General features: G+C 34.3%; 18 protein-coding genes. 11 read left to right on the forward strand and 7 right to left on the reverse strand.

What is annotated here, in order from left to right; genetic code table 11:
- Nucleotides 1–182: 182 nt before the first annotated feature.
- The 3 genes from CDZ89_RS10820 to CDZ89_RS10830 all read right to left on the reverse strand — a co-directional run bounded on the left by CDZ89_RS10820 (nt 183) and on the right by CDZ89_RS10830 (nt 3666).
- Nucleotides 183–1283, reverse strand: a complete 1101-nt coding sequence (locus tag CDZ89_RS10820) for an AI-2E family transporter (protein WP_096154463.1) — start codon at nt 1281–1283, stop codon at nt 183–185.
- 136 nt (nt 1284–1419) lie between these two features.
- A complete protein-coding gene (locus tag CDZ89_RS10825) occupies nt 1420–3042 on the reverse strand; it encodes an ABC-F family ATP-binding cassette domain-containing protein (RefSeq protein WP_096154464.1) in 1623 nt (540 codons plus the stop codon).
- 180 nt (nt 3043–3222) lie between these two features.
- Nucleotides 3223–3666 (reverse strand): cupredoxin domain-containing protein, encoded by a 444-nt coding sequence (locus tag CDZ89_RS10830; protein ID WP_096154465.1) that lies wholly within the window; start codon nt 3664–3666, stop codon nt 3223–3225.
- 313 nt (nt 3667–3979) lie between these two features.
- Between CDZ89_RS10830 and CDZ89_RS10835 the strand changes: the two genes are divergently transcribed.
- From CDZ89_RS10835 to recQ, 7 genes are all read left to right on the forward strand, one after another.
- Nucleotides 3980–4327: a rhodanese-like domain-containing protein gene (locus tag CDZ89_RS10835; protein WP_096154466.1), complete on the forward strand. Its 348-nt coding sequence runs from the start codon at nt 3980–3982 to the stop codon at nt 4325–4327.
- Nucleotides 4328–4339: 12 nt separating this feature from the next.
- Nucleotides 4340–4732 carry a rhodanese-like domain-containing protein gene (locus CDZ89_RS10840; protein ID WP_100333692.1) on the forward strand — a complete coding sequence of 131 codons (393 nt, stop codon included), beginning with the start codon at nt 4340–4342 and terminating at the stop codon, nt 4730–4732.
- 130 nt (nt 4733–4862) lie between these two features.
- Entirely contained in the window at nt 4863–5663 is an 801-nt protein-coding gene (locus CDZ89_RS10845) for a DUF2935 domain-containing protein (protein ID WP_227521495.1), read from the forward strand.
- A gap of 141 nt (nt 5664–5804) precedes the next feature.
- Nucleotides 5805–7199: an L-cystine transporter gene (locus CDZ89_RS10850; protein WP_096154468.1), complete on the forward strand. Its 1395-nt coding sequence runs from the start codon at nt 5805–5807 to the stop codon at nt 7197–7199.
- Between the two features lie 199 nt (nt 7200–7398).
- Entirely contained in the window at nt 7399–7560 is a 162-nt protein-coding gene (locus tag CDZ89_RS19945) for a hypothetical protein (protein ID WP_176483733.1), read from the forward strand.
- Nucleotides 7561–7605: 45 nt separating this feature from the next.
- Entirely contained in the window at nt 7606–8145 is a 540-nt protein-coding gene (locus CDZ89_RS10855; protein ID WP_096154469.1) for a hypothetical protein, read from the forward strand.
- Between the two features lie 127 nt (nt 8146–8272).
- Nucleotides 8273–10438, forward strand: coding sequence for a DNA helicase RecQ (recQ, locus tag CDZ89_RS10860; RefSeq protein ID WP_319830041.1), 2166 nt, complete (start codon nt 8273–8275; stop codon nt 10436–10438).
- A 21-nt stretch (nt 10439–10459) separates the two neighbouring features.
- Here recQ and CDZ89_RS10865 read toward each other — a convergent pair whose 3' ends face one another.
- Nucleotides 10460–11998: a hypothetical protein gene (locus CDZ89_RS10865; protein WP_100333693.1), complete on the reverse strand. Its 1539-nt coding sequence runs from the start codon at nt 11996–11998 to the stop codon at nt 10460–10462.
- A 414-nt stretch (nt 11999–12412) separates the two neighbouring features.
- Between CDZ89_RS10865 and msrA the strand changes: the two genes are divergently transcribed.
- Together msrA and CDZ89_RS10875 are read left to right on the forward strand one after the other, a co-directional pair.
- Nucleotides 12413–12955, forward strand: a complete 543-nt coding sequence (msrA, locus tag CDZ89_RS10870; RefSeq protein ID WP_100334300.1) for a peptide-methionine (S)-S-oxide reductase MsrA — start codon at nt 12413–12415, stop codon at nt 12953–12955.
- A 102-nt stretch (nt 12956–13057) separates the two neighbouring features.
- The gene (locus CDZ89_RS10875; RefSeq protein ID WP_100333694.1) at nt 13058–14263 is read left to right on the forward strand and encodes a DHH family phosphoesterase; all 1206 of its coding nucleotides are present in this window, start codon (nt 13058–13060) and stop codon (nt 14261–14263) included.
- A 234-nt stretch (nt 14264–14497) separates the two neighbouring features.
- On the opposite strand, the gene CDZ89_RS10885 is transcribed toward CDZ89_RS10875, so the two are convergent.
- From CDZ89_RS10885 to CDZ89_RS10890, 3 genes are all read right to left on the reverse strand, one after another.
- Nucleotides 14498–14989 carry a YqeG family HAD IIIA-type phosphatase gene (locus CDZ89_RS10885; RefSeq protein WP_227521496.1) on the reverse strand — a complete coding sequence of 164 codons (492 nt, stop codon included), beginning with the start codon at nt 14987–14989 and terminating at the stop codon, nt 14498–14500.
- A 94-nt stretch (nt 14990–15083) separates the two neighbouring features.
- Nucleotides 15084–15206 (reverse strand): hypothetical protein, encoded by a 123-nt coding sequence (locus CDZ89_RS20300; RefSeq protein WP_255249792.1) that lies wholly within the window; start codon nt 15204–15206, stop codon nt 15084–15086.
- A gap of 90 nt (nt 15207–15296) precedes the next feature.
- Entirely contained in the window at nt 15297–16016 is a 720-nt protein-coding gene (locus CDZ89_RS10890; RefSeq protein ID WP_100333695.1) for a hypothetical protein, read from the reverse strand.
- Nucleotides 16017–16052: 36 nt separating this feature from the next.
- Here CDZ89_RS10890 and CDZ89_RS20305 point away from each other — a divergent pair, with 36 nt between their 5' ends.
- Both CDZ89_RS20305 and CDZ89_RS10895 read left to right on the forward strand, forming a co-directional pair.
- Entirely contained in the window at nt 16053–16178 is a 126-nt protein-coding gene (locus CDZ89_RS20305) for a hypothetical protein (protein WP_255249793.1), read from the forward strand.
- An 86-nt stretch (nt 16179–16264) separates the two neighbouring features.
- Nucleotides 16265–17689 (forward strand): phospholipase D-like domain-containing protein, encoded by a 1425-nt coding sequence (locus tag CDZ89_RS10895; protein ID WP_227521497.1) that lies wholly within the window; start codon nt 16265–16267, stop codon nt 17687–17689.

Below are 17689 nucleotides of genomic sequence, written 5' to 3' on the forward strand. Positions count from 1 at the left end.
TAAAAATCGTGCCGGTTGAGTAGCCGCTTTCCGCGGGGGAGGCGGTGAAGCCTCCCCTCGAGCCCAAAGGCTCTGCGGGGTCTCACCAAACTGCTCTCCCCCGCAGGAGCCGGCCACTCAACCGGCACTATGATCATTTTATTTTATAAAAAACTTTCTGAAAAAGTATATACAGAAGACATTTAAACTTCGATTTTCGTTTCTCTTGATACTTTTCTTAATTTAATAAAGCGAATCGTATGAATAACTATTACTTTTGATACTGCGTAAGTAGGGACGGCTAATAATAAGCCGAGTAAACCAGCAAATCTACTTGCTACTAAAAGAAGCAAGATAATGGTTAATGGATGAACATCCAATTTTTTCCCCATAACTTGTGGTGAGATTAAGTTACTTTCTACTTGTTGGACAATCACTACTACAAGTAATACCCATAGCGCCATTAAAGGGGAGTGCAAGAACCCTACTATAACACTTGGAATTGTCCCGATAAAAGGCCCAATAAATGGGATAACATTCGTAAACATAGCGATTAAAGCTAGTACGAGAGAGTATTCAAGTCCGATAATCAAAAATCCAATGTAAATGAGAATACCAACACAGGCACTTACAATAATCTGTCCTTGAATATAAGAACTTAATGCAACATCCATATCGCGTAATACATTTCGACCTTCTTCTTCATGCGCACTTGGTATATACCTAATAACTTGTTCTGGTAATCGTTCTCCGTCTTTCAGCATATAAAAAAGAACAAACGGTATTAATACTAACAATATGACAAATCCTGTTATAGCTCCAATAACATTCACAATGTTTGAGCCTAATTTTGCTAAGTAGTCATTTAAATTTTCAGCAATACGAGCGGAGAGTTCTTCAATCGAAAACCTTTCATCTTGTTGGAATCTCGCAACATATTCGTTTTGTTGTAGTTCAATCATCATATCACGGATTTCATTTACAATAGCAGGGGTATTTTCAACTAAACTATTTACCTGCTTTTGTAATGGAGGGCCAATCAAGAACAATAAGCCAGTGATAAATCCAATAAATACTAAGTAAATTAAAAGGATGGAAATGCCTCTAGGTATGTATTTAGATGCTAAGTTTACTAATGGACGAAGCAGATAGTACAGTACACCAGCTAACACAATCGGTGCGAATAATGTTTTAATCATTACAGAAAGCGGTGTAAAGATAAAGCTCACTAACGTTGATAAATAGATAATTACTAAAATGATTATTATAGCATAGCCAACACGAAACCACTTTGTTTGTGGCATAAACTCACCTCTAACGTATAAAAAGTCATAATCTTATAATAGCTTATCCTACTCAGATTGTAACGCAGAAAGCGTATATTTTTGTAAAAAAATACTATTAGAACAAAAAACCCCTCAAATTTGAGGGGTATGGAACTTATTTTGCATACATTTCAGCTAATTGTTGTTGTACTGTACTATTTTCTAAATACTCATCATAAGACATTTGCTTATCTACAAGACCTTTTGGCGTAATTTCCATCACTCGGTTTGCAATTGTTTGAACGAATTGATGGTCATGAGATGTAAATATCATAGCACCTTTAAAATTAATTAGTCCATTATTTAGGGCTGTAATAGATTCTAGGTCTAAGTGGTTTGTAGGATCATCTAATAATAATACATTTGCTCCACTTAACATCATTTTAGATAACATACAACGAACTTTTTCTCCTCCGGAAAGTACGCTCGATTTTTTCTTAACTTCTTCACCAGAGAAAAGCATTCTTCCTAAGAATCCACGTAAGAAGCTTTCTGTTTCATCTTGTGGAGAGTATTGGCGTAACCAATCAACAAGGTTTAACTCTGAGTTTTCAAAGAACTTAGCATTATCTCTCGGGAAGTAGCTTTGAGATGTTGTTACACCCCATCTGAATGAACCGCTATCTGCTTCCATTTCACCCATTAAGATTTTTAATAGGGTAGAGTTAGCAATCTCATTGCTTCCTACTAATGCAATTTTGTCATCTTTGTTCATTGTAAAGCTAATGTTATTTAAAACAACTTCTCCGTCGATTGTTTTCGTTAACCCTTCAACACGAAGTAGGTCATTTCCTATTTCACGCTCTGGTGTAAAGTGAACGTAAGGGTATTTACGTGAAGATGGCCTAATGTCATCTAATGTAATTTTATCTAGTAATTTTTTACGTGAAGTTGCTTGCTTTGATTTAGAAGCATTTGCACTAAATCTCGCAATAAACGCTTGAAGTTCTTTAATTTTCTCTTCTTTTTTGTTGTTTTCATTTTGTGCTAATTTAGATGCAAGTTGGCTAGACTCATACCAGAAATCATAGTTTCCTACATAAACCTGAATCTTACTGAAGTCTAAGTCCGCAATATGTGTACATACTTTGTTTAAGAAGTGACGGTCATGGGATACAACAATTACAGTGTTTTCAAAGTTAATTAAGAACTCTTCTAACCATTGAATTGCTTTTATATCAAGGTGATTGGTAGGCTCATCCAGAAGTAATACATCTGGCTTACCGAATAAAGCTTGTGCTAAAAGTACTTTTACTTTTTCTCCACCAGTAAGGTCTGCCATTTTTTTCGTGTGTAAATCTTCCGAAATACCAAGTCCTTTTAATAGAATCGCTGCTTCTGGTTCTGCTTCCCAACCGTTAAGTTCAGCAAATTCACCTTCAAGTTCCGCAGCACGCATGCCATCTTCGTCTGAAAAATCTTCTTTCATATAAATAGCATCTTTTTCTTGCATTACTTCATAAAGGCGAGAGTGACCCATAATAACTGTTTTTAACACTTCATGTTCTTCGTACTCGAAATGGTTTTGTTTTAATATGGCAAGACGCTCACCTGGGTTCATAGAAACATTACCAGTTTGAGATTCAATTTCTCCAGATAATATTTTCAGGAATGTAGATTTACCAGCGCCATTAGCACCGATTAATCCGTAGCAGTTTCCTGGTGTAAACTTAATATTTACATCTTCAAAAAGCTTTCTATCAGCAAAGCGTAAACTTACGTTAGTTACTGTAATCATTTATTAATTCCTCCAATATACATGTCAATTTGAAATTATACCATAAAATGAAGGTAGAAGTGAATAGAAAGAGAAAGAAGAGAAAAGTAGATGATTTTCAAAGTAGAGTATTTTGAAGAACAATGGAAAGTAAAAAGCTAGATGAAACCACAAGGTCACCTAGCTTTTATTTTATATTTCTTAATGAACATGAATATATCCAATCATAGGCACGTGGTCACCGTGTAAATGAGTTGTACAAATAATTCTATATACTCCTGGTTTCGTAAAAGTTGTTTTGATAACCGTTTCTTCGCCTTTTTTTACAGTACCTGAAATGTTTGTTCCTTCAATAACAAATGGATGTTCCGCACCGTTTACACCGAAGATTTTCAGTGTTACTTCTTGACCTTTCGGAACAACAATTGTACCTGGGTCAAATCGGTATGCCTCTATTTCACGGCCATCTTCTGTTTTTGTTTTAAACTCACCAACGATCATTTGTACAACATATTCATCTGTTTGAGCTAGTTTACCTGTTGTGGGTATAGGACCTTTATTTACTACATACCAGCCACCGAATGCAATCACGAATGCTAAAACCCCTAATAATAACCACTTGCCTTTAATAATGACAAAATTCATGTTCATCCCCCTATCGTTTTTTATTCCTTATAGAGAATGTATGCTTGTACTTGAAAATGGTTGTCTTATTTTTTAATAAGAATTAATTTAATTTTTTGGGTTCGTTTATTAAAAAATGAATTGTTAATTTCCACATAAAGTATGTGCATAAATAAAAAGCACTCATACGCTAGAAATAGGATATAATTCATTTTTCGTTTATTAGTCATACATTGTGAAAGGTACTCAAAAGAATGAAAATTCTTCTTAGTTGATTACATACGCATAGGGGTATATAATTAAATTGTAGCTAATTTGGAAATGAGGAGATTGTATGTTATTTATTATTTTAATAGCAATGGCGATTATTATATATGTTTACAAACGATATATACCAGTCTTAAAGGCAACTTGTATAGAACTAGTGCGAGCTAAACTAGAGTCAGATTATATTTTAGATATTAGAGATTATCAAGAAGCTACGAAAAATCCTATAGAAGGTGCAATAAACATTCCATATGGATATTTACAAAGGTACTATAAAACTATTCCTACTAAGTCCATTCACGTTGTAGCAGATGATCATCTCGAGAAAAATATCGGAATAAGATACTTAAGAAAAAAAGGCTTTAAAATTAATAGTTATAGTTTAGCTAATTGCCCATGTACTAAAAGAAGTTAGGAGGAATACCCAGTGAAGAAGTTCGTTTTGTTATGTTTAATTAGTTTGTCTTCCTTTTTAATAATTGGTTGTTCAGCAAATGTTAATGAAAATGCACAAGAATATTCTGAAGTAACGATCGAAGAAGCATATGAAATATATAAAAACAAAGAGATGGTAATATTAGATGTAAGAACTCCACAAGAATATAATGAAGGTCACATTCCTGGTTCCATCTTAATTCCTTTACAAGAGCTCGAAAGTAGACTAGGGGAACTAGATAAGAACGAAAAATATTTAATAGTATGTCGAAGCGGAAATCGTTCAGCTCAAGCTAGTGAACTATTAGTTGCTAACGGATTTAAAAATATCTCCCACATGCAAGGCGGCATGCTCGAATGGAAATACGATATAGAAAAAGGTTAAAAAAGGGCAACTTCCTTTTTTAACCTTTTTTATTACAACAATATTACATGTGCCAGGCACCTGTAATATTGTTGTTATAAATCGGAATATAGTTAGAGTGGTGCAGTTGAAATAGGTAGGGGGAGATGGTTTGAGTTATTTGGATGATGTGAAATTTGAACAACGATTTTGGATGCAAGTTTTTGGGGATCATGCTCGTTTTTTTCTTGATACTTTAGCAGCAGAGGAAAAAGAAGAGCTAAAGCAAGCTAATTACTTTAAGGAAGAATATGATAAATGGTACGAAAGAAGTAACAATATTACTTCAAGTAATGTTAAACAACATCTTAAAGCTGCACGTGAATTAACCGAAAAATTTCGTGAGTTGAAATTATCCATCATTAGAAAACATCTAACAAGCGATATTACCATACACTTACCACCAACATTTATTAATCATATGGTAAACGAACTAGACGAATATATGAACGTTTTACAATACTTAGAAAAAGGGGAAAGTCCTCCAGTTTTCCACGAATTACATCACCATTTAGTCTGGCTTTTAGATGCTGCCGGTCACGCGCAAGGAATAAATGATAGTGTTGATATGGTCGAACAAAAAGTGAAAGGGAAATCGATTGAGTTTGTCGATAAGTTTAAAGATTTTTATATTAAAGCCGTTGAATTAGCTGGCTACTTACGAGCAAACGTAGAAAGTTTCCCAGCATTAGAAAGAATGAACGATCAAGTGAAAGTGGAAATAGAATTATTTAAAATCTTCTTACATGAAATTAAAGAATTAGAACTGTCAGATAAATTATTAGGGACATTTTCCGCCATAATGGCTGATCATATGGCAAGAGAAGAGTGCTATTATTTAATGAAATTAGCACAATCAACTGGGCAAACTACACCAAATTGTGATCCAACAAAAAAGAGAGTAGAAGAATAGGCCCCGCACAAAATATAAAAAATCGCAACTAGATTCATTCAGTTGCGATTTTTTAATTCTTTCTAGTTAGAATGGTACAGGTTATATAAATCATACAGTAGTAAGGAGTAGCGCTTATCCAGTAAAAAGGAGGGGAATAGTATGGATTTTGTTTTATTACTAGTAAACATATTATTTTTTGCATTACTTATTTATGGATTGTTTTACATGCAAAGAAGACATGTATCTTTCTCCAAAAGGGTTTTTACAGCTTTAGGTTTAGGGGTTGTATTTGGTCTTATTTTACAGTTTATATACGGTGCGAGTTCTGAAGTCTTAGCAGACTCTATTCAATGGTATAACCTTGTTGGGGTTGGATATGTTCGTCTGTTACAAATGATCGTTATGCCATTAATTTTTATTAGTATTATCGCCGCATTTACAAAGCTTAAACTAAAAACGAATATCGGGAAAATTAGTGTACTCATTATAGGGATATTAATAGGAACAACAGCAATAGCTGCGATTGTTGGTGTTGGTACGACCGTTGCTTTTGACTTAGAAGCCATTCAAATCGAACAAGGTGACAGGGAATTGGCTAGAGGAGAGCAAATGGAGCAGCGTGCAGGGGACGTTGTAAATAAAAGCTTTCCACAACAAATGTTAGACTTAATTCCATCTAACGTATTTTTAGACTTCACTGGAGCCCGCTCCACATCAACCATTGCCGTCGTTATTTTTGCTGCGTTTGTCGGTTTCGCATATTTAGGAGTACGTAGAAAGAACGAAGAACATGCTGATTTTTTCGCACGAATTGTTGATACATTTTATTCTATAATAATGAGAATTGTAACGTTAGTTTTACGTTTAACACCATATGGGGTATTTGCGTTAATGACGCGGGTCACCGCTACAAGTGATTATGCCGCAATCGGAAAGCTCGGCAAATTTGTCGTTGCTTCCTACGTCGCATTACTAATTATGTTTGGAATTCATTTACTTTTAATTGCTCTTGCTGGTTTAAATCCAATAACTTATGTGAAGAAAACACTACCTGTATTAACTTTTGCATTTACATCCAGAACAAGTGCAGGTACTTTGCCATTGAATATAAAAGCGCAAACAAAAGAGTTAGGTGTTCCTGGTGGAATTGCTAACTTTGCGGGTTCATTTGGATTGTCTATAGGCCAAAATGGTTGTGCGGGTATTTATCCGGCAATGCTAGCTGTTATGATTGCACCTACTGTCGGAATAAATCCACTAACTCCATCGTTTTTGTTTATGTTAGTTGTCATTGTTGCTATTAGTTCATTCGGTGTAGCAGGAGTAGGGGGAGGAGCAACATTCGCCGCAATTCTTGTATTATCTGCTTTAGATTTGCCGATTGTTTTAGCTGGTTTATTAATCTCCATTGAACCTTTAATTGATATGGGGAGAACAGCTGTGAATGTTAGTGGAAGTATGACAGCCGGTGTTCTTACAAGTAAAGTAACAAATGAGCTAGATAAAGAAGTGTATAATAGTGAACCATCCACAGATTTTGAACTTGATGTTTAAATTCCCTTAAATAAATTATAGGTAGTAGAATGGTGATTAAACCCTCTACTACTTTTTTCATTTTTATCATAAATTAAAATCTAGTAATACAACAGGAACCATTTAAGTCCAGGATTATACTGTTAATTTTAACAACATTCATATTTAATTTTCCCCAATTAGTGATAAAATAAGAGTAAAAGTAAGGAGGGAACACTTCATGAAAATACATAAATTTAGGTCTATCTTATATAAAACAGCCAAACTATTAGGAGATGTTCAAGCTGTTTCTTCAGGTGACTCAAAAAAAATGGCAAAAAGAGCAGGTAGACGTGTCGCAGGAAAAGGCACAGGACGTATGCTACGAAAACTATTTAAATAAATTTAAATCGCTCAATAGCTTTAAACAGCAAAGAAGGAGAAACTTATGATATTAATGATTGTTTTTATCGGTTTATTAGGGATTTTATTCGGACTAGGCTATATGTATATCGTGGAAAAAAGTGACGGAACTTCAAAAGGAAAAGTATATGAATGGATTTCCAAAAAAACTTGGGTGCAAACCCCATTTCGTGCAGGCATTACATTACTTTTAGGGAACTTCCTCATTTTCAGTACAGTTGTCATTTCCTATTTTATTATTATGCTTTTCCATATTCCTTTTGCCCATTTATTTCTTATCTTTTTAGGAACATGGTTAAGCATTATGTTCTGGATATTAATCAAACAAGTCTGGTTTAATAAAATTAAAACGCAACGCATTTTTATGTCTTTAGTTGGTAGTTCATTTTATTTAATTTTATTCTTATTTACTTTGTTTCAATATTGGAGACTAGAGCCAACTTCGCCTAATGATGATATCTTTATGGCTGCTCTCGGTATGTTAATCTTAACGGTAGTATCCTTTACTGCATTTGCTATTTGTTTCCTCATAACAGGAATTACAAAAAAAATTGTCGCGAAGTAAGTCATTTACCCTCTCTTTAGAGGGTTTTTCCATGGAAACTTGTGCAAAAGTAAGTTAAAATATTAACTACCTTCTATAAAACTTCATAATAATTCTTCTATCATTCCACCATATTTTCACATGCGAGGTGCTTTATTTGTTAAACGAAGCTAGACAACTATTACAAACATATTATGGTTATCCAGATTTTAGAGATGGCCAACAAACAATCATTACAAATCTACTTAACGGAAAACCTTCATTAGGCATTATGCCAACTGGTGGAGGAAAATCAATTTGCTATCAAATACCAGCTCTATTACTAGACGGAATTACGATTGTCATTTCCCCATTAATTTCCCTTATGAAGGATCAAGTAGACTCTCTTCAAAGTATTGGAATTAACGCTACGTTTATTAATAGTTCTTTATCAGCCCAAGAGATAGAGGAAAGAGTAGCACAGATTCAAAGTGGAAAAGTGAAACTAATTTACGTTGCTCCAGAAAGGTTAGACGTTGGATACTTTATGTCTATCATTCAAAACCAAAAAATATCTTTCGTAGCGGTGGACGAAGCTCACTGTTTATCCCAATGGGGCCATGATTTCCGACCAAGTTATCGTAATATTGGTCATTTTGTAAGGCAACTACCGGAAAAGCCATTACTAGCAGCATTCACAGCAACCGCAACAGAAGAAGTAACAGAAGACATATGTGAAACACTTGGCATTCAAGATGAGAACGTTGTTATAACTGGTTTTGCTCGTGAGAATTTATCTTTCTCCGTTGTTAGAGGTACTGATAAATTAAAGTATTTAACCTCTTATTTGAAAGAAAATAAGGACGAGCCTGGCATTATTTACGCTTCTACTAGAAAAGAAGTAGATAGTTTACATGCACAGTTAACGAAAAGTGGTTACTCGGTAGGAAAATACCATGCAGGTTTATCAGAAGAAGAAAGAAAAAGCACACAGGAAGATTTTTTATATGATAAAACAACTGTAATGGTTGCAACGAATGCTTTCGGAATGGGTATAAACAAAACGAACGTAAGATATGTTATCCATTACAACATGCCTAAAAATCTAGAATCGTATTATCAAGAAGCAGGAAGGGCAGGCCGAGATGGTGTAGAAAGTGAATGTATTTTATTATTTAATGCCCGAGATATTCAACTACAGAAATTTTTGATTGAACAAACATTGCTTTCTCCAGATAGAAAGTCCAATGAGTACATGAAACTTCAAATGATGGTTGACTTTTGTTTCACGACTAAGTGCTTACAATGTTTCATTACGTCGTATTTCGGTGAACGAAATCAACCCGAATGCGGGAAATGTAGCAACTGTTCAAGCGACTTTACGGAAAAAAACATTACGGTTGAAGCACAAAAGATTTTTTCTTGTATTAAGCGAATGAATGAAAGGTTTGGGGCAACACTTGTTGCAAAAGTATTAAAAGGCTCTAACGATAAGAAAATACATCAGTTTCAGCTTTCTTCCTTACCAACATATGGATTGATGAAAGAATTAACGGAAAAGCAAATTGTTGAACTTATTAACATATTAATAGCAGAAGGTTATTTGTTTCTATCAGAAGGGCAGTTTCCAATTATCAAATTAGGTAGTCGTTCCGTACAAGTGCTGACGGGAAAAGAAGAAGTAAAGTTAAAAGTAAAACAAACTCCTGTTATAGTGAAAAAAGACGATGGCTTGTTTCAACAATTACGTGATTTAAGAAAAGAACTCGCTCAAAAAGAAAGCATTCCTCCATATTTAATTTTTTCAGACCGCACTTTACAAGAGATGTGTACGTATCTACCTGAAACAGAAGAAGAGATGCTAAACGTAAAAGGTGTTGGTATGCAAAAATGGGAGAGATACGGGGAAATATTTTTACAAGAAATTGTTCGTTTTTCAAAAGAAAACAACTTAATAAGAAGTGGTACTTTACAAGCTTCTAGTGTGACTAGAACATTAATAGATTCTATAGAAAAAAATGACAAGCCTAGTCATGAAATAACATTTGAGCTATACAACAGTGGACTTTCTCTTCAAGAAGTGACTAAGAAGAGGGGAATGAGTATTACAACTGTCCAAAATCATATGGTGAAATGTGAAGAAGACGGCTTAGAAGTAAATTGGGACGATTTTATCCCAATTGAATGGGAAGAACAAATTAGAAATGTAATAGAGAAAATTGGAGCAGAAAAACTAAAACCAATTAAAGATGAACTGCCAAGCGAAGTAGATTATATGGCAATAAAAGCAGTAATTATTAAGAGACAAAAAGAAAAGCAACCGAGCAAATATTGATTATGCTCGGTTGCTTTCTTTTTATAATGCAATTATAGAAAACAGAACACCTAAAACTCCGATTAAAGCTAAAATGTATACAGGCATTTTTGGCATGTCTCCGTTGTTTTCCATTGCTTTTCCAAACATAAAGAAAACGAGTGGATGTACTAAGAACGGCATAGAGAAGATAAATGGAATTAAAAGGGCCGCATCCGTTCCAAACATTTCCCCTTGGATAGCAGCAAACAAACCAAAATGTGAAATAGCAGATGTTTGAGCCATTGCTGCGTACTCTATGGACATAGTACTTAAACTTAACAGACTTAGCCCGCCAAATACGGCAATGATTTGCCATCCAAACGAAAACTGCATTAACGCTTTTACTTCCTTTTTATCCTCACCAGATGCTAAACGTAAGTTTCTTAAGGAAAGAACCGTTAAAATAACACCTACACCTACAATAAATAGGGCAGGAGCCATCCATAGGCTTCCACGCTCAGCACTTATCGCCAGTACAGAGAATACAAACACATGACCGAAGAACGGGATATTGATCATAATTGGTGCTCGCTGTGCAGCTGTTTTACCGAAATCACCTGCAGTACAAGCACCAGTTAGTCCTGAGTGTGATAAGGCTCCAGCCATACCAGGAGCTAAGTTTCTAGTGTTCGCTGTTTTGGAAAAGAAGATAATTAAAGTAATTCCACCAAACATCCAAAGCAATTGACCGAAGAATCCATACGTTAAGACAGCGTTCATTCCTGAAATATTAAATGCATCTCCAATACGAGAACCACCCACCATAAAGTTAGCAGCTAATACGACTGGAATACCTGCAAACAATAATGCACGTATAGTCGGTCCAAACGACCATTTGTAAAGAATTGCACCTAAGGCCGCTGAGATCATCATTGCATAAAAGATTTGAGGTAATGCAATAAATTCTCCAATTACTTGTGCTACATAATAAGAAATTAAAAGAATCATGACAATTGCCGCGATTTCGACTAACCCTTTACGAATGTACAGGTGCTTATTCTTAATTTGAGCACGATTGTCAATTAAAATAACTGAAATTACTAGGCCAATATAAGCAATTAAAGGGTAATAGCTACTAAAGATACTTGTGGAATTGTTATCAAGAATAAAACGCAACAATCCTTCCATACCTAACAATAAGAAAAAAGATCTTAAAATAAAGAAAAATTGAGTACGAGTCGTTCCTAATACAACTTCTTCGTTAGAAGGAACCACAATATCTTCACCTTCTAAATCTTTATTGCCGAGTATTTTTCTTAATTCTTGCCCGCCTACAAAAAAGGAAACAGTAAGGGCGATAATGGTTGTTCTTGCCATCAAGTCAACAAATGGGAACTCCACTAGACCAGGGCTAGCAACTCCACTTGCAACTAATACATAACCCATTGTTAATCCAAATATAACGATAATTAAAATCGGTGAATATCTTGATCCTGCCACAACTGTTCTTGCTATTAGAACCATTGGGATGAGGAAGAAGAGAATAAGCCAAAATTGATTTAATAATTGAAGATGTGTAATTTGTTCTAATATGTCCATTCAGAAACTCCTATCATACATAAATTCGTGACATCTTATCGTACAGTATTCCTTATTATTCGTAAATAAATGAAAACGCACACATGAAAATGTTGTAATAGTAAAATTATTTATGATTGACTATTACAATATTATGTAAATCTTCTATTAAAGAAGCTTACTAATATATTGGTTTGTAAAAGTTGATTTCAGTTGCAGATGCTCGCTTTCCGCGGGCGGTCTCTGGAGCCTCCTCGGCGCACTGCGCCTGTGGATCTCCCCTGACGCGCTTTCCCGCAGGAGTCTCACACCTGCAACTGAAATCAAATTATATACGTTATCTATTTAACTATTCCTTAAATAAGGTAATATTAATTGGCAACTTTTTCATTAAATGATACAATTCGAGGAAATGGTGTTTTTGGAGGAAAAACAATGGAACAAAAATTAGAAAAAGCTACTTTTGCTGGTGGATGTTTTTGGTGTATGGTAAAACCATTTGATGAAATGCCTGGAATTATAAAAGTTATTTCAGGGTACACAGGTGGACACCTTGAAAATCCAACATATGAACAAATAAAAAAAGGCGACACAGGACATTACGAAGCCGTTCAAATAACATTTAACCCTGAGCTTTTCCCGTATGAGAAATTACTTGACTTATACTGGCCACAAATTGATCCAACGGACGCTGGAGGGCAATTTTTTGACAGAGGAAGTCAGTACCGTACCGCTATTTTTTATCATAACGATTTACAAAAACAATATGCAGAAATTTCAAAGCAACTGTTAATAAACAGCGGCCGTTTTAGTAAACAGATTGTGACGGAAATTTTACCGGCAACTACATTTTATGAAGCAGAAGATTATCACCAACATTTCTACAAAAAAAATCCTGAAAAATATAAGCAAGAGAGAGTAGAGTCTGGAAGAGATGCTTACATAAAAGAAACATGGGGATCTGACTATTCAAAATAAGTTTTCATCCATTGTATCAGTCGATTTTTCAATCGGCTGATTTATTTTGCTTATGTTAACAAATAATGAATAGGAAAGATGGAATCGAAAGGAAGCGAGAAAATGAGTTACATATTATTTACACATAACGACTTGGATGGAGTTGGCTGTGGTATTTTAGCTAAACTTGCTTATAAGGAACAGATAGAAGTTCGTTACAACTCTGTACATAGCTTAAACTACCAAGTGAAAAACTTTTTAGAAAAAAATGATACACACACATTTATGTACATTACAGACTTGTCTGTTCATGAAGATAATGAAAAAGCAATCACAGACTGGATTTTACACGGTGGTGCTGGTAAGTTAATTGACCATCATAAGTCTGCACTACACCTAAACAAACATGATTGGGCAGCAGTAACAGTTTCTTATGAAGATGGCAGATTAACTAGTGCAACGTCATTGTTATATGATTATCTAGTTGATTCCGACCTACTAGTAAAACATGAGTCTCTAGATCAATTTGTAGAGCTAGTAAGACAATACGATACTTGGGAATGGGATAAAAACAACAATCAAAAGGCGAAACGGCTAAACGATTTATTTTACCTTTTATCTATTGATGAATTTGAGGAAAGAATGGTTAATCGTTTAGAAAATGACATGTCTCAGTTTGATTTTGATGATTTTGAAAAACAAATTTTAGACATGGAAGAAAACAAAATGGAGCGTTACTTGAAAAGAAAACAGAAAGAAATTTATCAAACAATGATAGATAATCATTGTGTTGGTATTGTTCATGCTGAAAATTATATATCTGAGCTCGGTAACCTGTTCGGAAAAAAGAACACTCACTTAGATTACATCGCTATTGTAAGCGTCGGGAACAAAAGAATTAGCTTAAGAACCATACACGAACATGTTGATGTATCGGAGGTAGCCGCTAAGTATGAAGGAGGAGGCCATGCAAAAGCTTCTGGTTGTAATTTAAATGAAGAAGCGTTTCCGCTATTTGTAGTAGAGCCTTTTAAAATGGAACCAATTCGCATGGATGCCGACAAGAACGAGTTTAATGTTAAAAAGTCACCTAAAGGCTCTCTATATGATTCGAAACATTATGGAACATTCTTCATTTATCAAAACAATAGTGGAAATTGGCAAATAGAGAACAATGAAGTACTAATCGAAGAAGATTACGAGTCATTTGAGGCAGCAGAACAGTTTATGAAGCGTACGTATGCAGCTTGGTTAGTTCCTGATAAACATTATGTGCACTATTTATTAGAAAATAATCAAAAGTATAAGCAACTAGTATCAAGTAAGTAAAGATGTTAAAAGCCCAAAAAGAGTTTAAATTACTCTTATTTGGGCTATTTATTTTGGTATTGTTAAACAAAGCTGTTGATAAGCAGCTGCTAATGCAGATGAATGAGTACCTGCAAAACAGTTATAAATATAAATTAACACAAACTCCTTTTTGTGTTGAAACTTGGTGCCAGGTACCTGTTGATTTATGTTATTCATTTTACTGATATACGGGTCTTTTCAACCAATTCTTAATCACCATCGCTTCCTAACAACCGCTTCTAGCTTCCGTTTTAATACAATCTGGATAGGCTCATGTTCCATTCCTATCGGTTTTACAAGCACGGTTCTCATATCAAGTAATTTTCCACACCAAATATCTGTAAACAACTGATCACCAAGGAAAATAGAAGTGTTCGACGTTGCACCAATCTCTTTCATATGTTTAAGCAAAACGTTCGGTAACGGTTTAGCACATTTACCAAAACCAATAATATCAAACGGTTTACAAAAACGCTCCACACGGCCTTGACTGTTATTAGAAGCAATCACCAGTTGTACATTTTGGGATTTTAACATCTCAATCCACACTTTTAAATCTTCACCACCAGGTTGATCATGAATAGCAAGCGTACTATCTAAATCAGAAAAAATCGTCTTAATTTTATTCGTTTGCAGCCACTCTGCTGTTATATCGAAAAAATGGTGAAGCTCAAAATCAGGTTTAAAATATTGTATGTTAATCACCACATTCTATATTTTTTTCTATTTTGTCCTAGAAGGAAAATAATATAAAAAAACTACCTATTACTAGGTAGCAGAAAGAGTAAAACGGATTCAGTTACAGTTCATCTTCTTTTTGCGCATATTCTTTCTTTTTGCCATACATATGTTTGTACGTAAATGCTAAACAAACTATCCCTAAAAAAGAGCAAGCATATCGAATAATGGACATTATCTCCATATTTTCACTCTCCTTACGTCCATTTACAAATATCATTCCAAAAAATGGATTTATTTATTCGTAATAGGGAGAGCGAAGGGAGAAGTTAATTTATCGATTTTTTGTAAGAAACAATTCTTTAATGTAACTTACTGTGTTTTTGTATTGAAAAAGAAGGGACTCTAGCGTTGTTTCAATTCTTTCTACTAGAGACTCTTTTAACTCATCTAACTGTCTTGCAATTTTATTTGTATTCATTTCTTGTTTATCAAAACGCTCCATCATTGTTTGATGAAAAATATCTTGAATATCCAATTTTTCACTAACTTTTATTACCAGATCATCTTGTTGTTTTATTTGTTCTTGTAAGTTTTCCTGAACGGTTTGGAAGTTTTCTAATTTTTTGTTTACGTTACATGTAAGTTGTTCTAAAAAGGCTAACTGTTCAATCGTAGCTTCATTCATTAACTTTTCATTACTTAATATTTCTTCAATCTTCATGCTTAACTTTTCTAGATGTGTTAAACGCGAAAAAATTTCCGAATCGTTTTTTTCGCTATTCTGAACTCCTTTCACAAGATCGTTTGCAATTCTTTCTTGAGAAGTTAGTTTGCTGTCTATTTCAGTAAACGCCTTAGAATGATTAGATTTATAATCTAACATTTCAGCGGACATCATTTGAATTGAACTAGTTAATGCACTATTCGTTTCTTGCTGTTTTTGCAAAAACTCAGCTAAGTAGCTTTTCCGAAGATATTGCTGGTTAGGTTTAATACTATCTGTTGAACCAATATATAATTTGGGCATGATACTTTTATTTCCTATATCCACTCATAACACTCCTTTTTCAGGTGGGCTCTACAATAAATGGCAGAGTATAAAACTTATACGGAAAGGACAGAGATACTGTATCATATGAGTCTAATTTTAATTGGTTCGCCCATCATGAACCTAGCTTTATCATTATTTATTACAAGTCAGCTTGTCACATGACAATTAATTTACTAAAGTTTATCTTTTCTTTTTTTAGGTTATTAAGAAGTATTAACTTGAGAGTCAATCAGAAAAGAGGACACATTTTGAGACAGATTTCAAAGAGAGCTTTCATAACCATTCTTTTATTAATTATTTTAGTAGTAACAGGCGTCTACCATAGTTATAAACCATTACCCGATGGTATTTCTTTTGAAGGGGAAGAACAGAAAGTAGAAGATATTTCTTTCATATATGACTTAACTTACGAAATAGACGGAGAAAAGGAACAGGAGCAAAACATCTTCCCTCGTATTTACGAAATAATAGAGGAAGCGGAGGATTTTATTATTGTAGACTTCTTCTTATTTAATGCACATTCAAGGAACAACAATGACGATGCGATAATAAAAAATATAGTCGAAAGGCTAATTCAGAAAAAACGAGCAGAACCAAACATGCCAATAGTCTTTATAACAGATAAAGTGAACTCAAGTTATCAATCCCATAAAGTTGTTGAGCTAGAAACATTAAAAAGTGAAGGAATTGAAGTTGTAGAGACAAAACTACGGCCGTTACGTGATTCTAATCCAATATACTCTAGTGTTTGGAGAGTGTTTTTTCAATGGTTTGGACAAGAAGGGAAAGGGTGGGTAAGAAATCCACTAAATGAAGAAGGCCCAGATGTAACTGTTAGATCCTATTTATCTTTACTAAATATAAAAGCAAATCACCGAAAGCTAGTAGCAACAGAAAAATCAGCGATTATTTCATCCGCAAATCCTCATGAAGGAAGTGCAAACCATTCTAATATTGCTATTGAGTTAAAAGGTCCTATTATTGAAGATGTAGTTCAATCCGAATTGGCTACAATGAACATGTCAAATAAACCTTTTAAATTTGAAAAGAAACCGAACCTTTCCAATGAATATTTAGATGATGTAACCGCCCAACTACTAACAGAAGGCAAAATATTAAAACATGTAGTAAAAGAGATAAAGGAAACCTCTTCAGGAGAAGAGATATGGTTAGGGATGTTTTATTTATCTGAACGAACGATAATAAATGAACTGAAAAATGCAGCAGAAAGAGGAGTTACAGTTAGAATCATACTTGACCCAAACGAAAATGCATTTGGTCAAGAGAAGATTGGCCTGCCAAACAGACCTGTTGCTAATGAACTAACAGAAAACACAAGTGAAAACCTAGAAGTTCGCTGGTACAATACACTAAAAGAACAATATCATCCAAAGACACTTTTTATCAAAAAACAAACCAAATCCGTTCTTATTAGTGGTTCAGCCAATTACACAAAGAGAAATTTAGATGACTTAAACTTAGAAACAAATGTAAAAATAAATGCACCAAATAGTTCAGATATAATCATGGAAGTAGACGATTATTTCAACCGATTATGGAAAAACGAAGAAACCATCTTTACCTTACCTTACGAAGAATACGCAGACGACCGCCCACTACTAATGAGAACACTCTACCACTTACAAAAGTTCTTTCGATTTACAACGTATTAA

Origin of the sequence: Bacillus alkalisoli (genome assembly GCF_002797415.1) — a bacterium.
GTDB lineage: Bacteria > Bacillota > Bacilli > Bacillales > Bacillaceae_I > Bacillus_CD > Bacillus_CD alkalisoli.

Coding starts and splice junctions, on each gene's coding strand:
- CDZ89_RS10855 (WP_096154469.1), top strand. CDS start 7,606: ATGATATTAATGATTGTTTTTATCGGTTTATTAGGGATTTTATTCGGA.
- CDZ89_RS10835 (WP_096154466.1), top strand. CDS start 3,980: ATGTTATTTATTATTTTAATAGCAATGGCGATTATTATATATGTTTAC.
- CDZ89_RS10820 (WP_096154463.1), bottom strand. CDS start 1,283: ATGCCACAAACAAAGTGGTTTCGTGTTGGCTATGCTATAATAATCATT.
- CDZ89_RS20305 (WP_255249793.1), top strand. CDS start 16,053: ATGGCAGAGTATAAAACTTATACGGAAAGGACAGAGATACTGTATCAT.
- msrA (WP_100334300.1), top strand. CDS start 12,413: ATGGAACAAAAATTAGAAAAAGCTACTTTTGCTGGTGGATGTTTTTGG.
- CDZ89_RS10875 (WP_100333694.1), top strand. CDS start 13,058: ATGAGTTACATATTATTTACACATAACGACTTGGATGGAGTTGGCTGT.
- CDZ89_RS10825 (WP_096154464.1), bottom strand. CDS start 3,042: ATGATTACAGTAACTAACGTAAGTTTACGCTTTGCTGATAGAAAGCTT.
- CDZ89_RS19945 (WP_176483733.1), top strand. CDS start 7,399: ATGAAAATACATAAATTTAGGTCTATCTTATATAAAACAGCCAAACTA.
- CDZ89_RS10865 (WP_100333693.1), bottom strand. CDS start 11,998: ATGGACATATTAGAACAAATTACACATCTTCAATTATTAAATCAATTT.
- CDZ89_RS20300 (WP_255249792.1), bottom strand. CDS start 15,206: ATGGAGATAATGTCCATTATTCGATATGCTTGCTCTTTTTTAGGGATA.
- CDZ89_RS10830 (WP_096154465.1), bottom strand. CDS start 3,666: ATGAATTTTGTCATTATTAAAGGCAAGTGGTTATTATTAGGGGTTTTA.
- CDZ89_RS10850 (WP_096154468.1), top strand. CDS start 5,805: ATGGATTTTGTTTTATTACTAGTAAACATATTATTTTTTGCATTACTT.